At 59.8% G+C, this 23,478-nt stretch carries 24 protein-coding genes, 1 tRNA gene, 1 other RNA gene and 1 riboswitch; of the genes, 13 read left to right on the plus strand and 13 right to left on the minus strand.

Annotated elements, in window-relative coordinates; all coding sequences use genetic code 11:
• Positions 1–21: 21 nt before the first annotated feature.
• The 4 genes from ftsL to rnpB all read right to left on the minus strand — a co-directional run bounded on the left by ftsL (position 22) and on the right by rnpB (position 3,260).
• Positions 22–1,026, minus strand: coding sequence for a cell division protein FtsL (gene ftsL / locus AD930_RS05820; RefSeq protein ID WP_061505469.1), 1,005 nt, complete (start codon positions 1,024–1,026; stop codon positions 22–24).
• Complete coding sequence (gene rsmH, locus AD930_RS05825) at positions 1,023–2,054, minus strand: 16S rRNA (cytosine(1402)-N(4))-methyltransferase RsmH (RefSeq protein WP_061502046.1); 1,032 nt, start codon at positions 2,052–2,054, stop codon at positions 1,023–1,025. The genes ftsL and rsmH overlap by 4 nt, the downstream gene beginning before the upstream one ends.
• Positions 2,051–2,533, minus strand: coding sequence for a division/cell wall cluster transcriptional repressor MraZ (gene mraZ / locus AD930_RS05830; RefSeq protein ID WP_043553662.1), 483 nt, complete (start codon positions 2,531–2,533; stop codon positions 2,051–2,053). The genes rsmH and mraZ overlap by 4 nt, the downstream gene beginning before the upstream one ends.
• A 312-nt stretch (positions 2,534–2,845) precedes the next feature.
• Positions 2,846–3,260, minus strand: an RNA gene (rnpB, locus tag AD930_RS05835) — RNase P RNA component class A.
• A 75-nt stretch (positions 3,261–3,335) separates the two neighbouring features.
• Between rnpB and AD930_RS05840 the strand changes: the two genes are divergently transcribed.
• A complete protein-coding gene (locus AD930_RS05840; protein WP_061505470.1) occupies positions 3,336–4,391 on the plus strand; it encodes an alpha/beta hydrolase in 1,056 nt (351 codons plus the stop codon).
• Here AD930_RS05840 and AD930_RS05845 read toward each other — a convergent pair.
• Together AD930_RS05845 and zwf are read right to left on the minus strand one after the other, a co-directional pair.
• Complete coding sequence (locus tag AD930_RS05845; RefSeq protein WP_061505471.1) at positions 4,388–4,843, minus strand: hypothetical protein; 456 nt, start codon at positions 4,841–4,843, stop codon at positions 4,388–4,390. The genes AD930_RS05840 and AD930_RS05845 overlap by 4 nt on opposite strands.
• Positions 4,840–6,312 (minus strand): glucose-6-phosphate dehydrogenase, encoded by a 1,473-nt coding sequence (gene zwf, locus AD930_RS05850; protein ID WP_043553732.1) that lies wholly within the window; start codon positions 6,310–6,312, stop codon positions 4,840–4,842. The genes AD930_RS05845 and zwf overlap by 4 nt, the downstream gene beginning before the upstream one ends.
• Positions 6,313–6,573: 261 nt before the next feature.
• Between zwf and AD930_RS05855 the strand changes: the two genes are divergently transcribed.
• Positions 6,574–6,846: a DUF2312 domain-containing protein gene (locus AD930_RS05855; RefSeq protein ID WP_025825221.1), complete on the plus strand. Its 273-nt coding sequence runs from the start codon at positions 6,574–6,576 to the stop codon at positions 6,844–6,846.
• 85 nt (positions 6,847–6,931) lie between these two features.
• Positions 6,932–7,597, plus strand: a complete 666-nt coding sequence (locus tag AD930_RS05860; RefSeq protein ID WP_244150513.1) for a hypothetical protein — start codon at positions 6,932–6,934, stop codon at positions 7,595–7,597.
• Between the two features lie 23 nt (positions 7,598–7,620).
• Here AD930_RS05860 and proB read toward each other — a convergent pair whose 3' ends face one another.
• From proB to rplU, 4 genes are all read right to left on the minus strand, one after another.
• Complete coding sequence (proB, locus tag AD930_RS05865; RefSeq protein ID WP_061505473.1) at positions 7,621–8,751, minus strand: glutamate 5-kinase; 1,131 nt, start codon at positions 8,749–8,751, stop codon at positions 7,621–7,623.
• A 47-nt stretch (positions 8,752–8,798) separates the two neighbouring features.
• Positions 8,799–9,815, minus strand: coding sequence for a GTPase ObgE (obgE, locus tag AD930_RS05870; RefSeq protein ID WP_043553667.1), 1,017 nt, complete (start codon positions 9,813–9,815; stop codon positions 8,799–8,801).
• Positions 9,816–9,919: 104 nt separating this feature from the next.
• A complete protein-coding gene (rpmA, locus tag AD930_RS05875) occupies positions 9,920–10,189 on the minus strand; it encodes a 50S ribosomal protein L27 (RefSeq protein WP_043553668.1) in 270 nt (89 codons plus the stop codon).
• A gap of 43 nt (positions 10,190–10,232) precedes the next feature.
• Positions 10,233–10,547 carry a 50S ribosomal protein L21 gene (gene rplU, locus AD930_RS05880; protein ID WP_006559166.1) on the minus strand — a complete coding sequence of 105 codons (315 nt, stop codon included), beginning with the start codon at positions 10,545–10,547 and terminating at the stop codon, positions 10,233–10,235.
• A 221-nt stretch (positions 10,548–10,768) separates the two neighbouring features.
• Between rplU and AD930_RS05885 the strand changes: the two genes are divergently transcribed.
• Positions 10,769–10,858 (plus strand) — tRNA-Ser (locus tag AD930_RS05885).
• A 257-nt stretch (positions 10,859–11,115) separates the two neighbouring features.
• Here AD930_RS05885 and AD930_RS05890 read toward each other — a convergent pair.
• From AD930_RS05890 to qhpR, 3 genes are all read right to left on the minus strand, one after another.
• The gene (locus tag AD930_RS05890) at positions 11,116–11,331 is read right to left on the minus strand and encodes a hypothetical protein (RefSeq protein ID WP_061505474.1); all 216 of its coding nucleotides are present in this window, start codon (positions 11,329–11,331) and stop codon (positions 11,116–11,118) included.
• Positions 11,332–11,516: 185 nt separating this feature from the next.
• Positions 11,517–12,074: a flavodoxin family protein gene (locus AD930_RS05895; protein WP_061492197.1), complete on the minus strand. Its 558-nt coding sequence runs from the start codon at positions 12,072–12,074 to the stop codon at positions 11,517–11,519.
• A gap of 117 nt (positions 12,075–12,191) precedes the next feature.
• A complete protein-coding gene (gene qhpR, locus AD930_RS05900) occupies positions 12,192–13,247 on the minus strand; it encodes an AraC-like transcriptional regulator QhpR (protein ID WP_061505475.1) in 1,056 nt (351 codons plus the stop codon).
• A 201-nt stretch (positions 13,248–13,448) separates the two neighbouring features.
• On the opposite strand from qhpR, the gene AD930_RS05905 reads away from it, so the two are divergent.
• From AD930_RS05905 to AD930_RS05945, 9 genes are all read left to right on the plus strand, one after another.
• On the plus strand, positions 13,449–14,831 hold the full coding sequence (locus AD930_RS05905; protein ID WP_061505476.1) for an ethanolamine ammonia-lyase subunit EutB: 1,383 nt from the start codon (positions 13,449–13,451) through the stop codon (positions 14,829–14,831).
• Between the two features lie 3 nt (positions 14,832–14,834).
• The gene (eutC, locus tag AD930_RS05910; RefSeq protein WP_061505477.1) at positions 14,835–15,635 is read left to right on the plus strand and encodes an ethanolamine ammonia-lyase subunit EutC; all 801 of its coding nucleotides are present in this window, start codon (positions 14,835–14,837) and stop codon (positions 15,633–15,635) included.
• Complete coding sequence (gene eat / locus AD930_RS05915; RefSeq protein ID WP_061505478.1) at positions 15,632–16,981, plus strand: ethanolamine permease; 1,350 nt, start codon at positions 15,632–15,634, stop codon at positions 16,979–16,981. The genes eutC and eat overlap by 4 nt, the downstream gene beginning before the upstream one ends.
• Positions 16,982–17,035: 54 nt before the next feature.
• Positions 17,036–18,553: an outer membrane beta-barrel protein gene (locus AD930_RS05920; RefSeq protein ID WP_061505479.1), complete on the plus strand. Its 1,518-nt coding sequence runs from the start codon at positions 17,036–17,038 to the stop codon at positions 18,551–18,553.
• A 118-nt stretch (positions 18,554–18,671) separates the two neighbouring features.
• Positions 18,672–18,818: riboswitch (FMN riboswitch) on the plus strand.
• Between the two features lie 126 nt (positions 18,819–18,944).
• Positions 18,945–19,943 (plus strand): bifunctional diaminohydroxyphosphoribosylaminopyrimidine deaminase/5-amino-6-(5-phosphoribosylamino)uracil reductase RibD, encoded by a 999-nt coding sequence (ribD, locus tag AD930_RS05925; RefSeq protein ID WP_061505510.1) that lies wholly within the window; start codon positions 18,945–18,947, stop codon positions 19,941–19,943.
• Between the two features lie 2 nt (positions 19,944–19,945).
• A complete protein-coding gene (locus tag AD930_RS05930; protein ID WP_043553675.1) occupies positions 19,946–20,548 on the plus strand; it encodes a riboflavin synthase in 603 nt (200 codons plus the stop codon).
• Entirely contained in the window at positions 20,533–21,900 is a 1,368-nt protein-coding gene (locus AD930_RS05935; RefSeq protein ID WP_061505480.1) for a bifunctional 3,4-dihydroxy-2-butanone-4-phosphate synthase/GTP cyclohydrolase II, read from the plus strand. The genes AD930_RS05930 and AD930_RS05935 overlap by 16 nt, the downstream gene beginning before the upstream one ends.
• Before the next feature lie 30 nt (positions 21,901–21,930).
• Positions 21,931–22,413 (plus strand): 6,7-dimethyl-8-ribityllumazine synthase, encoded by a 483-nt coding sequence (gene ribH / locus AD930_RS05940; protein WP_061505481.1) that lies wholly within the window; start codon positions 21,931–21,933, stop codon positions 22,411–22,413.
• A 51-nt stretch (positions 22,414–22,464) separates the two neighbouring features.
• Positions 22,465–23,475, plus strand: a complete 1,011-nt coding sequence (locus AD930_RS05945) for a flippase-like domain-containing protein (protein ID WP_061492190.1) — start codon at positions 22,465–22,467, stop codon at positions 23,473–23,475.
• Positions 23,476–23,478 lie beyond the last annotated feature (3 nt).

Here is a 23,478-nt window from a genome sequence, read left to right on the forward strand (position 1 = left end):
GTCACCTTGTCGTCTGGAAAATTAGTTGGTCATCGGGACCGGGGCTGGCAACGCGTCACTGCTGTGGCTCAGCAAAGAGCCGCTGCTGTAGGAGGACGTTGCCCGTGCTTCAACATAGCCAGCGGACGGCGTTGCAACTCGGTGCTGCCGGGTTGCGTGCCAGCTTGCCACCGTAACAGGCAGCGGGTGCCGAACCTGAGAGTCGCTGTCGCTGTCCGTCACGCTGGGTTTGGGTGTGACAGCTGCAACGCGGGTTGGGACCGGAGCAGTCTGCGCGTGCCGCACAGGCTGCGGCGCCTCTGCTGCACTCGCAACAGTGACAGGCGCGCGGGTTACAGGCTGGCTGGAGCGTGCAGCATCCGCCATCTGCGTTGCAGCGCGGCGGGGAGCAGCAGGCCGGGCTGCCGGAACGGGCGCGGTGAGCTGTGCCGTGCGGACAGTGGCATCCTCCGCATCATCCAGAGCCGGGCGCGGGGCACGGTCATGATGCACAACAGGACGGATAACGGGAGCTGTGCGCGCCGGAGTTTCTTCCGCAACGGTTACAGCGCGGGGCATCGGGGCTTCGTCGCCTTCCACACTACGATCATGATGCGGGGCAGGGCGTACCGGTTTGGCATCCGCAACGGCAACAACAGCTGGATGCGCTGCCGCCACAGGCGCGGTCGGCTGAGCAGACGCGAGTGTTGCGGCTGTCATGCCCGCGCGCGGATCCTGCGCCGGGGTTTTAACCGTTGGTGCCGGCAGGCGGGCAGAAAGATCCGCCATACGAACAAACTGTGAGGGGTCCATGGTGTGGAGGCCCACCAGATGATGTTCGGCCAGACGGTTCAGGCGCTCCGGCTGGTTTTCCAGAGCCCATTCCGTACGCAGCATGGCTGTCTGGGAGCGCACGCGCTCTGTATCAGACACGATTTTGGAAATCTGCTGATCCAGAAGCGTGGTCTGATGCTTCTTTGTATAAAGGAAAAATCCCGAGGCAATGGCCAGGACAGCGCAGCAGCAGGTAAAGGGCCGGGGGATCATGGGATCAATCCTTTGCCGAAGGAGGAAACATCGGTCGAGCGTTTTTCTACAGCGCGGAGGCGGGCGCTGCGGGCACGCGGGTTGGCGGCGCATTCAGCGTCACCTGGACGGAGGGGCCTCCCGGTGAGCGCGATAAAGGCGGCTTCATCCCCCTTCGTCAATGCTGCACGCGGGTCATAGCGTGAAAAACTTGTAGTTTTGCCGGTTGCAGCACCCATCACCCGTTTGGCAATGCGGTCTTCCAGAGAATGGAAGGAGACCACAACCAGACGGCCACCGGGGGCCAGCAGATCAAGCGCCTGCGTCAGGCCACGTTCAATCTCACCAAGTTCGTCATTAACGGCAATGCGCAGGCCCTGAAAGGAGCGGGTTGCGGCATCAATACCTGAACGATCGGATGGCACCACGCGGCGGATCAGCCCGGCCAGCTGCGCGGTTGTTTCAAACGGCGTTTCCACACGGTCGGCCACAATGGCGCGGGCCACGCGGCGGGCGTGGCGCTCTTCACCATAAAAATGGAAAATGTCAGCCAGTTCGCTTTCCGGCGCCTTATTCACGATATCCGCAGCGGAGGGACCGCTTTTTGCCATGCGCATATCCAGCGGACCATCCATGCGGAAGGAAAAGCCACGCTCGGCTTCATCCAGCTGGAAGGAGGAGACGCCCAGATCCAGCACAATGCCATCAAAAGCCGGGGCATCGGCTGCTTCTGTCAGATCCGTCATGCTGCCAAACCCACCATGCAGCATGTGCAGGCGGGACTGACCTTCTGCATTGGTAAAGCCTGCGGCCATGGCCTGTCCGCGCGCAATGGCGTCCGGGTCCCGGTCGATAGCCCATACGGCGCAGTCAGCACTTTTCAGAATAGCGGACGTATAGCCGCCACCACCAAAAGTGCAGTCGAGAATGGCATCGCCATCAGCCGGTTTCAGGCTTTCCAGCACTTCGGCCAGCATCACGGGCACATGGCCCGGAGCGGGCGTGCCGGAGGCTGCGTGCAGAGTGGAGGGAGTGGTCAGAGCATTCATGCAGCCCCTCCTTCCTGTCCATCACGCGCAGCGGGGATGCTGATGCGGCGGGACCGCTGGCGGGCTTCGGCACGGCGCTGGCGTGCGGCCTCGGGTTCCCAGATCTGAAAGGTGCGGCCTACGCCCATGAAAGCAACGGTCGTGCTTTCCGTAATGCCTGCATGCTCACGGAGAAAATCGGGAATGATGATGCGGCCTTCGCGGTCCGGATCAAGCGGATAGGCATCCGCATACAGGGCTGCGGCAAGGTCATCATGCTCATCAGAAAACATGTCCAGACGGTCCAGCGGCTGGGTCAGGCGAGAGAAGGCTCCGGCAGGCCACGCTTCAATGCAGGGCATTGTATGGGATGGTCGCAGGATCACCAGTGAATCGCCTTCCGTATGCTGCGCCTTCAGAACAGTGCGGAATCCGGCAGGAATCGAAACGCGACCTTTCGCGTCGAACCGATTCTCATGCGTGCCGAGAAACACACTCACGTAAGACGATGTCCTTCTGATTCAGACCTTTCCGTTCGCAGAACAGCGGGGAACGAAGCCGCCTCCACCACTTTCATGGTGTAATGTGGGATAGCATGGGATTTTATGGGACGCAAATTAAAAAGGCAGAAAAAACAGCAGAAAACCGCCATTTATGAAGTAGTTCCGCAGAACTGTTTTAGGCAATGAAAGCAATGGTAAAATAGAGACCAACAAAACTTTGCCACGTCATGTTCTCTAAATGTTCTGCATATATGCGCAGATATCGGCAGAACACCGTGCCCAGCGTAATGAAATGAGGCAGAAACAGAAAATGCCAGACGGTCTGTAAGCCGGGTTCTGTCCAGCTCCGAAGAGCCTGGACGGTCATTCGTCTGGGACACGCCTCGCGACATGCCTCACGCAACCAACCCGAGCAGCGGGGCGGGAGAGCCCCTGAAACCCTTGCAGGTTTCCGCCGCTCCTATTCGGTCTTGCTCCCGGTGGGGTTTACCCTGCCTCCCCTGTTGCCAGAGGAGCGGTGCGCTCTTACCGCACCGTTTCACCCTTACCTCCAGCTCTGGCCCATGGTTTCCCACGGATCATCGCCCGGAAGGCGGTTTGTTTTCTGTGGCACTTTCCCTAAGGTCACCCTCGCCAGCTGTTAGCTGGCACCGTTCTCCCGTGGAGCCCGGACTTTCCTCCCTCCTGCACATTAATGCAGAACAGCGACCGTCCGACCGTCTGGCGGCGCCACCCTGCGTCGGGCGGCACAGCAGGTCAAGGGGCAAGTATGACGGAATCGTCTCGGCATGGCGCAAGAATGCAGTATGCTGGTGTCATGAGAGTTTCTGCAGAGCCTGAGACCGCTCAGGGTATTCCCGCTCGTCCCAATTTCCACTCCCGCATTCTGTTGGGGTGGATCCGCTGGCAGGGGGCGCGTAGCAAAGCCGGACCGTCCCAAAAATTTCAGCCTGTGGCAAAAACTCTCTGCGATGAAGCCGCAGCACGAGCTGAATTTCTGGCGGTGCTGCGCAAGGCGATGGATACGCCTTCGTTCCCCACCCGTCTTTCTGCGCTGGGTATCAGGAAAGTTCTGACCATTTCAGTGCCCGGTGCAACTGGCCCCATGCAGGCCCGGCTTTATCTGCCTTACGGGCGGGTGAGGGGCGCTGTGCTGTATCTGCACGGCGGCGGTTTTGTGCATTGCGGGCTGAACTCGCATCACGGCATGTGCTGCCGTCTGGCGCGGGTTTCCGGCGCTGCGGTGCTGTTGCCGGATTACCGGCTGGCGCCTGAACATCCTTATCCCGCGGCGGCGGATGACAGTCAGGCGGCTCTGCGTTGGCTGGCCGGTGTGTCTGCCCGCTTCTGGGGCGGCAAGGTTGCTGTGGCGGGAGATAGTGCCGGGGGCAATCTGGCTGCCGTTCTGGCGCAGGATGGCGCGGCGGGAGAAGGGCCGGTCCCGGTATTACAGGTGCTGTATTATCCATCCCTCTATGGCGCGCAGGTTTTTCCGTCGCATGATGTGTATGCGGAGGGGTATTTCCTCTCCCGTGCGTCCATGCAGTGGTATGGGGATCAGTATATCGCGCGGGAGGAAGACTGGACCGCCCCGCGTTTTGTGCCCGGCCTCAATCCCAAGCTGTCAGGTCTGGCACCTGCTGTGATTGTCACAGCGGAATGTGACCCGATGCGGGATGAAGGCGCGGCCTACGCGCAGGCGCTACGGCAGGCGGGCGTGCCGGTGCAGTATAAATGCTATCGCGGCGCGGTGCATGGCTTCCTGAATTTTTATGCCCTCATGCCTCAGGGCAAGGGCGCGCTCCGGTTTGGTGGGCGCGCCTTGCGGAAAGCCTTTGCCTCAGAAGGCCCTTAGGGCATCGGGTGGAACTGGGTGGGGGAACCCTGATCTGACATGATGACGTGGTTCATCCGGTCAATCCGCAGGGTGAACAGCTTTGGCAGTTCGCCTTTGGGGCCGGGGCAGGAGCCGGATGTTTTCTGCATCACGTCAATGCGGGAGCCCGTCGGCGGGTCATTCCCGTTCACCACAAACAGCAGGCAGTCGGGCTTGATATTCGTCATGCCGTTATGCGTCACCACCACACGCAGGTGGCGCACCAGAGCGGTATCATCAAACCAGCTTTCCGGCCGGAAGGTGTAGCGGTCCGTCAGGGTGTCGATAACCCCGGTTTTGGCCAGCACAATCATCAGCACGGAAATAGGCACGACCAGCGCCATGCGGCGCAGAACATGCTGACGCAATGTCCGTTTGCGGAAGGGGCCGCGCTGGAGCAGCGGAGAGGGTTTGGAAGAGTTTGAGCTCATGTCAGCATATCTTCGTGCCAGAGGGCGCCATCACGCGCCAGCAGGGCGCGGGTTGAGGCAGGACCCCAGCTGCCAGCAGGATAGGGTTCCAGCGGCGAGAGGGCATGACGCCAGGAGTTCAGAATCGGTTCAATCCAGCGCCAGGAGGCTTCTACTTCATCCCGCCGGATAAACAGGGCCGGGTTGCCGCGGACGGCATCAAGAAGGAGGCGCTCGTAGGAATCGTGATACTCGATGGTGAACTGATTTTCATACGACATATCAAGAACCCCATTCCGCACCCGGAAACCGCCTGCACTGGGGTCCTTGGTGGCCAGAACGAGTGAAAGCCCTTCGTCCGGCGCAATGCGAATCACCAGCCGCCCCGGGGAGGGGGTGTTGGTGAAAATGGGCCACATCTGCGGGCGGAATTGCAGCACAATTTCCGTCGTCTTGGCGGCAAGCCGTTTGCCGGTGCGCAGATAGAACGGTGTATTCCCCCAGCGCGCAGAGCGGATTTTTGTGCGGATGGCCACAAAGGTTTCCGTATTGCTGGCGCGGTCCTGCCCCAGATCCTCGGCGTAGCTCGGCACGTCCTGCCCATCAATACGGCCAGCGGTATACTGCCCGCGGATCACGTTGTGGCGCACCATATCGGGCGTCATCGGGCGGAGGGCGTTCAGAACCTTCAGCTTTTCGTTTCGCAGGTCATCCGCCTGGAGTGAGGCCGGGGCATCCATCGCCACCATGCACAGCACCTGCAGCAGGTGGTTCTGCACCATGTCGCGCAGTGCGCCGGATTCGTCATAATAGGGGCCGCGCTTGCCGACGCCGACTGTCTCAGCCGCCGTAATCTGCACATGGGCAATCGCATCGGAAGACCAGAGCTTTTCCAGCGCCGGGTTGGCAAACCGCAGGGCCAGAATGTTCTGAACCCCTTCCTTCCCCAGATAATGGTCAATGCGATAGATCGACTCTTCAGGGAAGAAGCGGCCTACGCCGTCATTAATTTCCGCCGCTGTTTCCATGCTCACGCCAATGGGCTTTTCCAGCACCACACGCGTAATGGGCGTAATCAGGGAATGGTCCGCCAAGGCAGCGCAGAGTGGGGCATATAAAGCGGGGCTGGTGGCCAGATAGAAGACTCGCGTGCGCTGCGGGTCATTCAGGTGCTCTTCCAGCCCGCTCCAGTCGCTGCCTTCTTTGGTGGCGTCGAGAGAGACATACTGCACCAGGGCAAGAAATTTGTTCAGCGTTTCCGCATCCCGCGCAGCGGTGGGGGCAAATTCGCTGAGGGCGTTGCGCACCTGTTCACGGTACTGGTCCGGGGAGTGGGCGGAGCGGGCCACGCAGATGATGCGGGCATCTTCCTGAAAGTCCTGCGCGTGGAACCGCCGTAAAAACGCAGGCAGCAGCTTGCGCATTGTCAGATCGCCCGTAGCGCCGAAAATAATGAAATCGAAAGGGTCAATCTGATTAATGTGCGCCATGGCCATAGTACTCCCGCAAGATCGTGGGTGCCCTTGAAAAGCCCCAAACAAAGACTTTCTTCCCCCTGAGTGTGCATTAAGAACGGGGCAGCCGGGAAAGCGTTGTGGCAGACGGTTTGTCCATAAGGCTTCTGGCTGTCAAGGTAATTGACCGCGCGGGCCGCTCGCGATAAGCCCGCGCCTTTGGTGTTCGGGCGTGGCGGGCGGATGGCCTGCCGCAGTCAGGCCCTGAACACGGTCTGTAAACGGGGGAACTTGAGCATGGATACCGAAGGATTTTCCGGTGGTGACGATGCCGCTGTGGGTGGCATTGCCGCTGATCGGCTGAGAAGCATCATCGAGCGGGTCGAGCGTCTGGAAGAAGAACGCAAAGCACTTGCCGGCGATATCAAGGATATCTTTACCGAAGCCAAGTCCGCCGGGTTTGATGTTAAAGTCATTCGGCAGATCATTCGCCTGCGCAAGCAGGAGCCGAGTGAAGTGGAAGAGCAGGAAACCTTGCTTGATATCTATCGTCGCGCCCTTGGAATGTAATGAAGACCGTGCCGGGCAGCGGGTTGCCGCAAGGGAGGCCGCTGGCACGGCATGGAATCCTGACATGTGGGGTCTGTAGGAAATGATGTCTGTGGTGTTTCCAGACTGGATGCCGCTTTGGGCGCAGCTTTTGGTGATAGCGGTTGTTATCGTCTTCGGCCTTGCGTTCCTGATGATGCCTTTTGCTGTCTTTGGCGTAAAAGGCCGTCTGGCGGAGCTGGAGCTGCAAATTCAGGAAATGCAGGCCGAGGTGCGGGCTCTGGCCATGCGCCTGGCGGCAGGGCAGGGGCAGGGCACCCGTCCGGCAGGGGATGACGCGCTGAGCCGTCCGTCCGTGCCGGAGGGTGTGCAGGTGGAAGAAATCCGTCCGCCGGAACCAACCCGGCCTTCTCCCATTTTGTCAGCCCCTGTGCTGACGCCTCTGCGCACCCCTAAGGTTTCTGATGCGTATGAACCGCGCCGGGAGGCCCCGCCGGCTCCTAATCTGGAGCCGGAGCCGCGGGAAGGTGCTGGCCGCCGTGTTATGCCCTGGCACGAGCCGCAGAAAGATGCGTCCGGGCGCAAGGAGCCGCTGGCGGATGCCATGCGCCGCTATCGTGCGCCAGATGCCGACCAGCCGCCTTATCGCCCTGATTTTTTACGGAACGCCGAGCAGCCGGCAGAGCCGCGGGCAAATCGGTCTTACGATGAAGACACAGGGCGGGCTGAGCCTGTGCTGAACTGGCCGCCCCGCAAGCCTGCGGATTTCTAAAAAATGGAGGGGATCTCCCTCCGTCAGACCATCACGAGGTCATCCCGATGGATGATCTCGTCTCGTCCCTGCCAGCCCAGAATTTCGTGAAGCTCTGAGGAACGATGTCCGGCAATCTGGCGGGCATCATCGGCATCATAAGCGGACAGGCCACGCGCCAGAACGCGCCCGCCATTATCCACCACGACAACCAGATCACCCTGTGTGAACTCGCCTTTGACGCCCATTACGCCGGCGGGCAGCAGGGAGCCACCATGGCGCAGGGCGTCGGCCGCCCCATCATCAATCATGATTTCACCCGCAGGGGTCAGGCTTCCGGCAATCCACTGTTTGCGAGCCGTTTGCGCGCAGGCTTGCGGCAGAAACCATGAGCAGCGCGCACCGTCCAGCAGGGCGCGCAGCGGATGGTTCTGCTTGCCAAGTGCGATGGCCATAGCGCAGCCGGAGCGCGTGGCAATGCCTGCGGCCAGAAGTTTGGTGCGCATACCGCCGGAGGAATAGCCCGGCGGAGGCTCGCCCCCCATAGCTTCAATTTCCGGGGTCAGGGCCTCAATCACCGGCAGGTGCTGAGCATCCGGATTCGTGCGCGGGTCTGCGGTGTAGAGACCGTCAATATCGGAGAGCAGAACGAGCTGATCCGCATCCGTCATCTGGGCGACACGCGCGGCGAGGCGGTCATTATCCCCAAAGCGGATTTCTGCGGTAGCGATGGTGTCGTTCTCGTTAATGACCGGCACACAGCCTAGCCCCAACAAGGTGTCCAGTGTGGCGCGGGCGTTCAGGTAACGCTGGCGGTCTTCGGTATCTTCTGGTGTCAGCAGCAGCTGAGCTGCCGTGAGGCCCTGTTCGGAAAGAGCATTGCTCCATGCCTGGGCCAGACGGATCTGGCCTACGGCAGCCGCAGCCTGTTTTTCCGGCAAGCGCAGGGCACCGTTTGTCAGCCCCAGCGTATGGCGGGCCAGCGCAATGGCCCCGGAGGAGACCACGGTCACATCCGTGCCCTGTCGCCGCAGCTGGGCGATGTCTTCCGCCACGCTGGCCAGCCAGGCCTGCCGTGGGGCGGCTTTGTCCGGGTCCACCACCAGCGCGCTGCCGATCTTGATAACAAGCCGACGGGCGGAAGAAAGGGAGGGGCTGGTGGGGTGTCCGGTCATGGAAAACAATCCATTCTGTGTCGTAGCCCCCGCAGGGGCTTGCAGGCTTAAGCGGGGTCTTCTTCATCCTTACGGATGGTTGTGACCTGTGTCTGAATGGCCCGGAGCAGTTCCGGAACGCCTTGCCGCGTGGCGGCGGAAATCAGCATGACTGGCGCACCGCTGGCTTTTTCCAGCGCGCGTTTGCGGGCAGAGGCTTCCCGTGCAGTCATGGCATCATTCTTATTCAGAGCGATAATTTCCGGCTTGTCGGCCAGTCCACCGCCGTAGGCGTCCAGCTCGTGCCGGATGGTGCGCCAGGCATCTACAACATCACCCGCAGCGCCATCAATCAGATGCAGCAGAACGGCGCAGCGTTCCACATGGCCCAGAAAACGGTCACCCAGGCCGGTGCCTTCATGCGCGCCTTCAATCAGCCCCGGAATATCCGCCACCACAAATTCTTCTGTCATGGACAGGCGCACAACGCCCAGCTGGGGGTGCAGGGTGGTGAAGGGATAATCCGCAATTTTAGGACGTGCGGCAGACACAACTGAGAGGAAGGTAGACTTGCCGGCGTTGGGCAGGCCGACCAGACCGACATCGGCAATCAGCTTCAGGCGCAGCCAGACCCAGCGCTCTTCACCCGGCCAGCCCTTGTCAGACCGGCGCGGTGCGCGGTTGGTGCTGCTTTTGAAGTTGGCATTACCAAAGCCACCATCACCACCCCGGCAAAGGGTGATGGTTTTCCCGGCTTCATCCAGATCAGCCAGCAGGGTTTCCCGGTCATCATCAAAAATCTGCGTGCCGATGGGCACTTTGATGGTCACGTTCTGCGCGGCAGCACCCGTACGGTCAGACCCGGCCCCGTTGCCACCCTTACGGGCGCGGAAATGCTGGGTGTACCGGAAGTCGATCAGGGTATTGAGGTTGGGGACGGCTTCAAAAATGATATCGCCACCACGGCCGCCATTGCCCCCGTCCGGACCGCCGAATTCAATATATTTTTCCCGGCGGAAGGCGGTGACACCATCTCCGCCATCGCCGGAGCGGACGTAGATTTTTGCCTGATCAAGAAACTTCATGGGATACTTTCAACGCCTGAACATGAAAAAGGGCCGATCCTGTGAGGACCGGCCCCTTGCCATTCCGGCCACGGGAAAAACGCGTGGTGGAGCTTGCCGAATACTTATTCAGCAGCTGCCGGCAGCGCGTCCACGGAAACGTGCACGCGGCCTTCGGCGCGACGCTCAAAGCGAACGCTGCCGTCAACCAGAGCGAAGATGGTGTGGTCACGACCAACACCAACGTTAGCGCCCGGCTTCATCTTCGTGCCGCGCTGGCGGATGATGATGTTGCCAGCGATAACCTGTTCGCCACCAAATTTTTTGACGCCAAGACGGCGTCCGGCGCTGTCGCGCCCGTTACGGGATGAACCGCCTGCTTTTTTTTGTGCCATGACCTAAGTCCTCCTTGGTCTTACCAGCCGAACCCTGTTGGGCTCAGGCGGCGTTAATCTCTTGGATGCGCAGAACGGTAACCGGCTGGCGGTGGCCATTCTTGCGGCGGCTATTCTGCCGGCGGCGCTTCTTGAAGATGATGACCTTCTTGAGGCGGTCCTGAGCGATGACGGTTGCCGTCACCTTTGCGCCAGCAACGGTGGGGGCGCCAATGGTGGTGGTGCCTTCGCCACCTACGGCAAGAACTTCATCAAAGGTGATGGTAGCGCCAGCTTCGGTTTCCAGCTTTTCAACTTTGAGTACCATGTTGGGCTCAACCCGATACTGCTTGCCGCCGGTGCGGATAACTGCGAACATAAAACCTGTCTCTCTTTCCGATCTCTTGACCTTCCGCGGCACAGGCGCAGGCGAAGGGTCTGGTCGCTTTTTGTTCCTTGGCCGCATTGGCGGCATGGCTCCATCTGTGTGGAGTGGTGCGGCTTTTTACGGGGAGTCTCCCCCGCTCGTCAACAAGAACTTGCTAAAGCCGGGGATCTCTGCTTGCGCACCATAAAAACCCTGCTTATAAGCCGCCCAACGGAGAGGTGCCGGAGCGGTCGAACGGGGCGGTCTCGAAAACCGTTGTGCGAGCAATCGTACCGAGGGTTCGAATCCCTCCCTCTCCGCCAGATGATCAATTCCATAAAAGTATAGTCAGTCAAAAAATATAGTCAGTCAGACGGGGAATGTTTTGCCCGGACTGGTGTGAATTCAGGCAGCGGCTCAGTACATCTTATGAGCGTGCCGTCATGAGGCAATCCGCTATGGTGCGGAGGCAGCCTTATTCAGAATACATGGCGTGGGAAAGCATTCTCTACTGACGGTTGTATAAGCCCGTAGAGTATTCATTCTTTATAGAGCTGTCAGAATTTAACCGTAACGGGACTTAGTTGCAGGTCTCGATAACGGATTTGATGCCATCGCGGGCTTCAGGGTTTTCGCCTGCATAGCCGGGGCAGCTGCTGTGATAGAAGTTTTTGCAGCCAGACAGTGTGAATGCGACCAGCACAACCAAGGCTACTTTTTTTCCTACAGTCATTACGCTTCCGCCTTCATTGTGTTGTCTGAACTGGTATGAATTTTCTGACTGCAGCTTGTCCATTCTTTTCTGGCCCCGGTCAATCTGCGGCCAGCTTATGGCAGCCCTGCCATGCAGCCCTCCGTTCTCTTTCGTCGGGCCGTTGGTTCCCTCTGAAAGATCCGGGCGGGGGAGCAGGCGCGGACTTCAGGGTCGGCTATGAACAGACCCTGAAGAGAGACACACCTCTTTAGGAAAGCGCCTGCGCGTTACGCCGCAGAAAAACGGGCAGCAATATCGGCGACGCGTTTGCCATACAGAGTGGCGGTATCCAGATCACCCTGCGGAATTTCATCCACGCTGGCATCAGCCGGGCTTTGCACCAGCAGGCCGACAGACCCGCCAAGGTTGTTGATGTCCGTGCGCTTGGCAGCCTTGGTGTTGGCCGGGGCCAGACCAAGGCTGACCCAGATGCCACCATGCTGGGAGGCAAGGGTGTTCAGCCATTCCAGCGTCACGGCTTTATCGCCATTCAGGCTGGCGCTGTTGGTAAAGCCGCCAAAAATCTTGTTTTCCCACCCACGGGTGAACCAGATTTTGGATGTGGCATCAGCAAATTTTTTGAACTGCCAGCTGGCGTTGCCCATGTAGGTCGGTGCGCCGAAAATAATGGCTTTGGCGGCATTCAGCTTGTCCCATGCGTCTTCCGGGATGTCGCCGTTTTCATCAATGGTGATGAGCGCCGCATTCGCTCCCTGTGCCACATGCTCAGCAACTTTACGCGTGTGACCATAGCCGGAGTGATAAACAACAAGAACGTCGGACATATTTCTTTATCCTTATCGGGATGTGCCGCGTTGTGGGCGCGTTTGTGAAGTGGTCAGGGCACCATGCCATCCACACCGGGATGCGATAAGAACTGTTTTCAAGATGTCATCTCCAACTCAGGGAGTGAGATCACGCATGTTTTGTTGCCGCCATGCGCGGGGTGACATGCCACTCCATTTCCGGAAGGCCCGGCTGAAGGCGCTGGTTTCCGTATAGGCCAGCGTGCGGGCAATTGCGCTGATGTCCTGCGAGGGTATGGCGAGATACCGCAGGGCTTCTGCGTAGCGGGTTTCTTCCAGCAGGGCGGAATAGGACAGAGTGAGTTGCGCCAGCCTGCGTTGCAGGGTCCAGGGCGGCAGGTTCATCCGGGCGGCGATATCGGGGAATTCGATATGCCCGTCTTCAAGCGCTGCCCGGATGTGCTGAACCACCTGTTCTTTCAGTGAGAGATGCGGGGTAGCCAGATCCGGCCGGCTGCGGGCAAGGGAGATAAGGGACGAGCGGATAACCTCCAGCATAATCGGGTCCGCGTCCGGCATCGGGCGCTCCAGCCCCGTCCTGCGGAACACCAGAGAATTGGTGGGGCGCTGGAAGCGGATATTGGCCTGAAATGCCTGCCGGTGTTCCTCGGCCTGTTCTGGCTGGCTGTGTTCAAAATGCACTTCTTCCGGTGCCCAGTCCGGCCCAAGTGCATGGCGTAGAATGTTACAGAACATCCCCATGGTGAGTTCTGCATCGTGCCGCCGCGTGAGAATGGCCGGGTCCCGAATGGCATAGTCCAGCCGGAGCAGATCACCCTGCTGCACAAACCGGGTTTCTGTGCGCGCCTGATGATAGCCGAAATGCGAGGCCAGATTATGCAGGGCGTCGGACACAGTGGGGGAGAGAAGCGCGACGTAGCCAATCAGCCCCAGCTTGCGCGGGTCAAACTGCTGGCCAAACCAGAGGCCAATATTGCCATCCTGTGTATCGGCTGCGGCTTCATGAAACAGGCGGCAATAGGCGCCCAGATCCAGCGCATCGGTCGGTAGAGAAAACTGCCGGGTGGAGAGGCCCGCGCGCCCCGCAATGCGGTCGATATCCCCGCCACGGTCCTGCATGAAGCGTTCCACCCCCCACGCGGCGGCGGCGAGAACGCTGGCGTTTTCTCCTGTGCCGGAAAAGCGGGGCATGATGTCCTCAAGGTCGTGGGGGCGGTGTTTACCATTTTGAACGTTGTAAAGTGTCAAAAGTTTGTTGGTATCCGTCAAGTCAGCCAGCCCCCGTAACGGGTATCATTTCAGTATCGAACGAAATGAACAAAGCCGGGTGTTATACCGAGTCCTGGCTTGATTTCCGGCGGGTTCCCGCAGGGCCTCGGGAGGCATGCTGACATGAGCTTTCAGTGCAGTCTTGGTGGTGAACGCTATGTCTTTGATGATCTGAAGGCCCTGATGGCCGCCGCATCCCCTTTGCGTTCCGGGGATGAGCTGGCCGGGCTTGCCGCCACATCCGATGCGCAGCGTATTGCGGCCCGCTATGCGCTGGCCGATGTGCCGCTCGACCTTTTTGTGCGGACTGAGTTGATCCCCTACGAGGCCGATGACGTCACCCGTCTGATTATGGACACGCATGACACGGCAGCCTTTGCCCCGTTTGCGTCCATGACGGTGGGGGACCTGCGGGACTGGCTGCTCTCGCATGAGGCGACGACAGCCGCCCTGACCGCCGCAGCACCCGGCTTTACGCCGGAAATGGCGGCGGCGGTCAGCAAGATCATGCGCAATCAGGACCTGATGAGTGTCGCGCGGAAAATGAGGGTGGTGACCCGCTTCCGCAATACCATCGGTCTGGAAGGCTGTCTGGCGTCACGCCTGCAACCCAACCACCCCACGGATGACCTGAAAGGGATTGCCGCGTCCACGCTGGATGGTCTGCTCTATGGCATGGGGGATGCCGTGATTGGCATTAACCCCGCGACGGACAGTGTCGTTAATGGTCTGGCCCTGCTGGACATGCTGGACCACGCCCGCCGCCGGTATGACATCCCGACCCAGACCTGTGTGCTGACCCATGTGACCAACACGCTTGAGATTATCAACAAGGGTGGGGCGGTGGATCTGGTCTTTCAGTCCATTGCGGGGACGCAGAAAGCTAATGAGGGCTTTGGCGTCACGCTGGATATTTTGAAGGAAGCGCATGAGGCCGCTCTGTCGCTCAAACGCGGCACGGTGGGCGATAACGTCATGTATTTTGAAACCGGGCAGGGGGCTGCGCTCTCAGCTGAAGCGCATCACGGGCTGGACCAGCAGACGGTGGAGGCCCGCGCCTATGCCGTGGCCCGCGCGTTCCGGCCTTTGCTGGTCAATACAGTCGTGGGCTTTATCGGCCCGGAATATCTGTATGACGGCAAACAGATTATCCGCGCCGGGCTGGAAGACCATTTTTGCGCCAAGCTGCTGGGTGTGCCGATGGGGTGTGACGCCTGTTACACCAACCATGCCGAGGCCGATCAGGATGATATGGACAACCTGATGGTGCTGCTGGGCGCTGCGGGCATTACCTTCCTGATTGGTGTGCCGGGTGCCGATGACATCATGCTCAATTATCAGAGCCTGTCTTTCCACGATATTCTGACCTTGCGCAGCATGCTCAACCTCCGCCCCGCGCCGGAATTTGCGGCATGGCTGGAGCAGATGGGTCTGTTTGACGCGCAGTCTGGCCGCATGCGGGAACTTGCACCGCACCAGACCCGCCTTGCGCAGCTGGTTGGCTGACTCATGACTAAAAAACCTCTTCCTCCTTCAAAAAACAGAGATGGCGCGCCGGACGTCTGGCAGGACCTGCGGTCTCTCACCCGGGCCCGGATTGGTCTGGGCCGCAGTGGCAATGCGCAGCGCACAACGGATGTTCTGACGTTTCAGGCCGCCCACGCGCAGGCGCGGGATGCTGTGCATACGCCGCTGGATGTGCAGGCCATGCTGGAGGAACTTAACGGGATTTCCTGCCTGTGCGTGCGCAGCCGCGCTGCGGACCGGTCCACCTATCTGCGGCGGCCTGATCTGGGCCGCAGGTTAGCGCCGGAAAGTCTCGCTTTTTTGCAAAAAGGTGAGTGGGATGTTGTGTTTGTCGCTGCGGATGGCCTCTCCTCCATCGCGACGCAGAAAGGCGCTATCCCCTTGTTTCGGGCCATGCAGGCACGGCTGAAAGGCTGGCGGATTGCGCCACTGGTCATTGCCACACAGGGCCGTGTGGCGCTGGGGGATGAGATTGCCTCGGCACTGGGTGCGCGCATGGTTGTGATGATGATTGGTGAGCGCCCCGGCCTGAGTGTGGCCGACAGTATGGGCGTTTACCTGACATACGCGCCTTACGTTGGCTGCCCGGATTCCGCGCGGAATTGTCTCTCCAATATCCATCAACACGGTCTGCCGACCACAGTGGCAGCGGACAAACTGGCATGGCTGATGCAGCAAGCCATGCAGCTGAAGCTGACGGGTGTGGGGCTGAAAGATGCCGCACCTGACAGCAGTCTTCCTGAAAATCCTACTCCTTCAATAGAAAAGGACCCGCACGCATGAACCAGAGCCCCACCAATCTGCACAAAACGCTGGGGGCCTTCCACCTGTGGGGCATTGCCGTCGGTCTGGTTATTTCGGGTGAATATTTCGGCTGGAGTTATGGGTGGGCCACAGCGGGCACGCTGGGCTTTCTGGTCGCTACTGTGTTTGTCGCGGTGATTTATACAGCCTTCATCTTCAGTTTTACGGAACTGACCTGCGCCATCCCGCAGGCCGGCGGCCCGTTTACCTACAGTTCCCGCGCGCTGGGCCGCTGGGGTGGGCTGATTGTGGGACTGGCGACCCTGGTGGAGTTCATTTTTGCGCCACCTGCCATTGCGCTGGCTATTGGGGCCTATCTGAACGTGCAGTTTCCGGGGCTTTCGCCCAAGGTGGCGGCCTGTGGGGCCTATCTGGTGTTCATGGCGCTGAATATTGTTGGCGTGCATATCGCAGCAACATTTGAACTCTTTATTACCATCGCGGCTATTATCGAATTGCTGGTGTTTATGGGCGTCGTGGCGCCCGCCTTTTCATGGCAGAACTTTCTGCATGACGGCTGGGGTGCTGCTCCGCATTTTGGCTGGGAAGCCATGGGAGGCATTTTTGCCGCCATCCCGTTTGCCATCTGGTTCTTTCTGGCCATTGAAGGCGTCGCCATGGCGGCGGAGGAAGCCAAAGACCCCAAACGCGCTATTCCCATTGCCTATATTGCCGGCGTGCTCACGCTCGTTTCTCTCGCCTTCGGTGTCATGCTGTTTGCAGGCGGTGTCGGGGACTGGCACAGCCTCGCCAATCTGAATGACCCGCTGCCACAGGCCATGAAGCGTGTGGTGGGCAGCAACAGTGGCTGGTTGCATATGCTGGTCTGGCTGGGGCTGTTTGGGCTGGTGGCGTCCCTGCACGGGATTATTATGGGCTATGCCCGGCAGATTTTTGCGCTGGCCCGTGCCGGCTTCCTGCCGAAAGTGCTGGGGCAGTTACATCCCCGGTTTCAGACTCCGTATATGGCGACCATCGCTGGCGGCGTGATCGGCATTGCCGCCATTTTCTCGGACGATTTTATTTCCATTAACGGGCAGTCGCTCACCGCAACGCTGGTCACCATGTCGGTTTTCGGGGCGCTGACCATGTATGTGCTGAGCATGATCAGCCTGTTCCGTCTGCGCCGCACGGAGCCTGATCTGCATCGCTCCTATCGCGCGCCGCTCTACCCGGTTTTGCCCGGTATTGCGCTGGTTGGGGCGTTGATTGCTCTGGTCGCGGTCATCTCCTGCAATGGTACGATCTTCTGCATTTATCTGGGCTTCATGGTGGTGCTGTCTGTTCTGTTCATGGCTCTGTCCAGAAAACAGCCGGTTCAATAGAGCGGCCAAATCATGTCTTGTGACCCCGATATTTTCTGGAGTGGATTGAGGCGGATGGCAAAGCATACCAGACTGAAGCAGGTTTCTCTGGCTTCTTTACTGCTGCTTGGCTGTGCGGTTCTCTCCCCGGATACTCATGCCGCACCATCTGAGCAGCCCCCCGCACGACGTTCGTCCGTGCCCAAAAAGCGGGTGCAGCCGGGTGCCGTGCAAAAGCCTGTGGCTCAACCTGCCAAAGCTGAAAAATCTGCTGGCACGCCATCCGATGGAGAACAGGTGGTTCCTGCCAGCACCCCGGATCAGGGGGATATGCCCAAGCTGCATGTGGGCAATTTGTTTCACCCCAAACCCGGGCACAGGCTGACGTATTGGGACGGGCTGGAAGGCCACCTGAGTGTTGAAGCCGGGATTTCCGGCAACCCGTGGACGCGCTCTGGCCGCAACTTCGGCCAGTATTATACGGACCGGGCCAATAGCTTTACGCTCAACCAGATTATGGGATCCCTCTCTCACCCCGTGACAAGTGTGGGCGGGGGGTATGGCATCGGGTTTGTGCTGGAGGCCATGTATGGCTCGGATGCCCGCTTTGACCCGACTATCGGTATGGGCTCAGGCTCGCTGAACAGCCTGTATCAGTGGGCGCCTACGCAGGCGCATCTGGATGTGCATCTGCCCTGGTTGTTCCGCCACGGGATAGATGTGCAGATGGGACAGATGTACGGGCTGATGGGCGCGGAGGGCACACCGGCACAGGCGCGTCCGTTTTACACATTTAATTACGCGTCCGAGTATCTTACGCCGTTTGAAACGGTTGGCATTGTCGCCACCATGCATCTGACAAAACATGCGGACTGGATTCTGGGAATTGATGCCGGTAATTCCACCACGTTCGGACGGTCAGGAAGCAACAATAAACCCAAAGGCTATTTCGGGTTCGCCTTCAATCACCTTCTGGACGGCAAGCTGGATGTGCATGCCATTGGCCGCTTCGGCCCGCAGGGCAATAATGGGCGTGCCATAACGTCCCCCGATGGATGGTCAAGTGCCGGGATGGGGCCGCTCGCGAACGAGAAGATGCAATATAACGGGAACATCATGGCGGCGTATCATGTGAACAAGAAGGTGACCGTCACGGTGGACGGCATCTATCTGCATGATGATCTCACGCATGATGATGTGTATGGGGTTTCTTCCTATCTGGCCTGGGCCATTCGCCCCTGGCTGACCCTGAATGCCCGTGGCGAAATCTACCGCGACAATACCGGCGCTGTGACGGCGCAATATTCCAGTTTTACGTCTTACACACGCTCCCTCAGCAACCAGCCTTATCCTTATTATGCGGCTCCCCCCACGACTTATGGGGAACTGACAGTGGGTGCGTCCTACCAGCCGCAATTCATCAACAAACGCCTCGGTCTTGGTGCTTTGACCCTTCGGCCGGAAATCCGTCTGGATAAATCGCTGAACGGCACCCATCCGTTCAATCAGGCTGGCACGGTGTCCAATCCGATCGTGAATAACGGCACTAATAATATGCTCTGGTTCAGCTGTGATGCGATCTGGGCTTTTTGAGAGCGTAGCACTTAACCCGGTCCTCACGCATTCTTTGGCCCGCTTTGCGCGCATTCTCTCTTGCAAGCGGGCTTTATTCACCCCATCATAACAAGAGCGGTCATCTTTTGTATGATCGTGACGTTCTCAGGGCAGGGTGCAAGTCCCTACCGGCGGTAAGTAACGGTTCTCCGTTATAAGCCCGCGAGCGCCTGCTTCGGCAGGGTCAGCAGATCCGGTGTGATTCCGGAGCCGACGGTTACAGTCCGGATGAGAGAGAACGGTGCAGGCCTTTGGGTCTCCGCGTCCAGTGCGGAGGCGTAAGGGGTGTTCCCTGCTATCTGCCCTGAGTCTGTCTGGTTTTGTTTTTGGCAGATGGGTGCAGGGTGTGACGCAAGACCCTTCAAAAATGATGCCGAACTGTGTCGCGCAGGCCTTTGAGGCGGCGATTGCAGAAGCATGGCGATTTGTGGGCCAGACGGCTCCCAACCCCGCCGTGGGCTGCACGCTGCTGGATGAGGCCGGTGAGGTGCTGATTGTCGCAGCGCACCACCGGGCCGGGCAGTTGCATGCGGAACGGCTGGCGCTGGAGCAGGCCAAGCGGGCCGGGGTGTTTAGCCGTGTGCATACGGCCGTTGTTACGCTGGAACCCTGCAACCATACAGGCCGCACGCGCCCCTGCACGGAAGCCCTGTTGGAGTCTCCCGCCCAAACTGTCTGGATCGGCTGCCCGGACCCTAACCCGCATGTCGCTGGCGGTGGGGCTGCGGCTCTGACAAAAGCTGGCGTTTCTGTGCACTGGCTGGCGGAAAGCCCGAACGGCGCGGATCTTGCCGCCCGGTGCCGCGCTCTGCTGGCCCCGTTCGCCATGCGGATGACGCAGGGGCGGCCATGGATCACAGTCAAACAGGCGCTGGACGAGCACGGCAGCATGGTGCCGCCTGCCGGACAAACAACCTTCACAACGCCAGAGTCGCTCCGCTTTGCGCATGCCCTGCGTCGGGCAACTGATCTGGTCATAACCGGCACGGGCACGGTGGTGGCAGATAACCCCTCCTTTACGGTGCGGCATGTGCAGGACCACGCCGAGCGCCGCAGAGATCTGGTGGTGTGCGGCCACTCCGCGCATGTGCCGACGCACTGGCTGGAGCAGGCCCGCACACGTTTTGATGTGCACTTCTGCCCGGATATTCAAAAGCTTCCCGCTCTGCTGGCAGAAACGTCCGCCCTCTGGGCAATGGTGGAAGCCGGCCCGAGGGTGCTGGCCGCCCTGCGGGAGCAGAACCTGTGGGATGACTGGCTGACCATTCGTCAGGAAGCCCACGGCGCAGACCATTTTTCCGTCACAACCCGTCATGCAACAACGCCGCTTGCTCTGTTTCCGGAGTGGGCACGGTGCGCTGAGGAGTAACCATGTTTTCCGGAATCATCGAATCACTCGGCCCAGTGCTTAAAGTCGAACCCGGTGCCAAATCTGTCATGCTGGAAGTGGAAACCGGCCTGCGGGATGTGGCCGAGGGGGAGAGCATTGCCGTCAACGGTGTGTGTCTGACCGCCACGGCACCGTCCGAAACCGGCCTTGTGCAGTTCTTTGTCAGCAGTGAGACGCTGGACCGCACCACGCTGGGCGCGCTCCGGGCCGGAAGCCATGTTAATCTGGAACGTGCCGTAACGCCTGCCACCCGCCTCTCTGGCCATATCGTGCAGGGCCATGTGGATGGCACCGCCCGCTTTGTGGAAAGTACGCCCTCGGGCGATGCGCACCGGGTGGTGTTTGAAGTGCCTGCCAGCCTGCGGCGTTACATGGTGGAAAAAGGCTCCATCACGCTCGATGGCATCAGCCTGACCCTGAATGAACTCAGCGACGTGAAAGACGACGTGTTCCGCATCGCGCTGATGATTATCCCGCACACATGGACCCACACCAACCTCGGCAAACTTCAGCCGGGTGACGCGGTAAATGTGGAAGTTGATGTGATTGCCAAATATGTGGAGGTTCTATGTCAGAACCGGTGAAAAACGGCGCACCCGTGGCGGTTCAGCCGTCTGAGGCTATGCGTCGCGCTGTAGAGGCTCTGCGCGCGGGCCGCATGGTGATTATGGTGGATGATGAAGACCGCGAGAACGAGGGTGACCTCGTCATGGCAGCGGAATTCATGACGCCAGCCGCCATGAACTTCATGATCACCCATGCCCGCGGGCTGGTCTGCCTGCCGTTGACCCCCGCACAGGTGGACAAACTGCAACTGCCCATGATGGTGCGGGACAATACCGCCCGGCATGGCACGGCCTTCACTGTGTCCATTGAGGCGCGGGAAGGGGTGACAACCGGCATTTCCGCCGCAGATCGCGCCCATACCATTCAGGTTGCGGCTTCTGACACCGCTCAGCCGATGGATCTGGCAACGCCGGGGCACATCTTCCCGTTGCGTGCAGCCCCTGGCGGGGTTCTGGAGCGCATTGGCCATACGGAAGGCTCTATTGATCTGCTGCGTCTGGCTGGCCTGCGTCCGGCTGCGGTGATTTGTGAAATCCTGAATGAAGACGGGACCATGGCCCGCCGTCCGGCGCTGGAAGTTTACGGCCAGCAGCATGACATGCCGATTATCTCCATTGCGGAGCTGGTCACATGGATCAGCGCTCACGGCCTGACGCCGCTTGCGTCTGATACGGATACCGCAGCGGCTCCTTCAGCGCATCAGGGAACGGCGGATGCAGACGGTGTGGCAGAAGAAGCGATAGCAGATCTCGCCACCGCAGCGCTGCCCAGTGCTTATGGCGGGGAAGATCTGGCGATTCATGCCTTCCGCGACTCACGGGGTGTGGAACATGTGGCGCTGGTCAAAGGTAATCCTGCCGCAGTGGGCGCTGTGCCGCTGGTGCGCATGCATTCTGAATGTGTGACGGGCGATGCGCTGGGGTCTCTGCGGTGTGACTGCGGCACGCAGTTACACGCAGCACTCAAAGCTATCGGCAAGGCGGCCTGTGGCGTGCTGGTTTATGTGCGTGGGCATGAAGGCCGGGGCATTGGTCTGGTCAACAAGATCCGCGCTTATGAATTGCAGGATGCCGGTCTGGATACAGTCGATGCCAACCACCGGCTGGGCTTTGCCACGGATGTGCGGGACTGGACGGCAGCGGCCGGGATCCTGCGGGATCTGGGCATCGGGCAGCTCGATCTGCTGACCAATAACCCGGACAAAGTGCGGGCGCTGGAAGCGCGTGGTTTTCATGTCCGCAAGAGAATCGGTCTGGAAACCCCTGTTAACCCACACAACCGGGCGTATCTGCATGCCAAGCGGCAGCGGATGGGGCACAGCCTGGGTCACTTTTCTGTGAGTGATGCGCCAGCCGACGCCGCAGTCTGATTTTACACAGTTTTCTTTAAGGATATTTACATGAGCACACGGATTCCTGTCTCCCTCCCGGACCTCAACCTCACGCCCATGCCGCGTCTTGCTCTGATCGTCAGCCGCTTTAACGAAGAGGTGACCGGCGGCCTGCGGGATGGCGCTCTGGCATGGCTGGGCGAGCACGGCATTACGGTTGCTGAGCAGGATATTTTTGCGGCCCCGGGCGCGTTTGAAATGCCGCTGCTGGCGCAGACACTGGCCAAAAGCGGACGCTTTGAAGGGGTGATCTGCCTTGGCTGCGTGATCAAAGGAGATACGGCCCATTTTGAATTCATCAGCCTTGGCACCACGGTCGGGCTGATGCAGGCCTCTCTGACGACGGAAACGCCCATCGCCTTTGGTGTGCTGACCACCTACACGGATGAGCAGGCTCAGGTCCGCTCCCGCGATGATATTCATAACAAAGGGCGTGAAGCAGCCGCTGCCTGCGTGGAGTCTCTTGCTTTGCTGCGTCAGATCAGGGTCTGATGCAAAAGGGCTGCATTACGGAGTCAGCGGCCCTCTAACACAGGGGGAAGAATGAAGCGGGTTACCGTCATCGCGGGTCTTTTAGGTCTGGGGCTGACTGTGTGGATGCTGATGCAGTTCGGCGCGCGCTCCATTCTTTCGCTTATCATGACGGGTGGCTGGGGCATTCTGGCCGCCACGCTGTTCCATGCCGTGCAGGTGGCACTCTCCGCGCAAGCCTGGCGGATGATTGCGGGCAACAGCCTTTCCCCCTCTCTGCCATGGCGTGACTATTTTTTGCTGCGCTGTGTGCGGGAAGGCATCAACAACCTGCTCCCCGTGGCACAGGTGGGGGGCGAGGTCTGGTCCAGCCGCCTGCTGGCGCGGCGGGGCTTAGGCACCAAACACGCCGCCGCCGCAACCATTTGTGATCTTACGCTCGAACTGCTTAGTCAGGTCCTGTTCACCTTTATGGGGCTGGGCCTGCTGCTGTTTCTGGTCAAACGCTCTCCCATTACTGATGAACTGCTGGAAAGCGCGCTGATTGCGCTCGCCGTCGGCCTTGCGCTGTTTATCAGCCAATGGCTGGGGGCTGTGGCTTTTGTGGAAGTGCTGCTGGTTAAAATTGCCGGGCATCTGGGCTGGAGCGGCGTGGATGGCATTCGTGGACTGCATCAGGCCGTGCTAGGCTTGTATAAGGTCAAACGGAACGCCGTCATGGCCCTGTGGCTCCAGTTTGTGGCCTGGGCGCTGGGTGCGGTGGAAGTCTGCCTCATTCTGCATTTTATGGGGCATGACTGTTCGCTCTCGGTCGGCTTTGTCATTGAAGGCGTGGGCGAGGCCGCCAAATCCGTCGGGTTTGCCGTGCCGGGTGCGCTGGGTGTTTCAGAAGGCGGTTATCTGCTGATTGGCAGCCTGTTTGGCATCAGCCCCGCTCTGGCCATTGCGCTGTCTCTCATCAAACGTGTGCGGGAAATTGCATGGGGTGTGCCGTCTCTGCTGGTCTGGCAATGGCTGGAACACCGGTGGGATGCGCGGTCTCAAAACGGGTGTAAAAACCCGCTTCCCCGCTCTGGTCTGTAGGCC

Source organism: Acetobacter malorum, assembly GCF_001580615.1.
GTDB lineage: Bacteria > Pseudomonadota > Alphaproteobacteria > Acetobacterales > Acetobacteraceae > Acetobacter > Acetobacter malorum.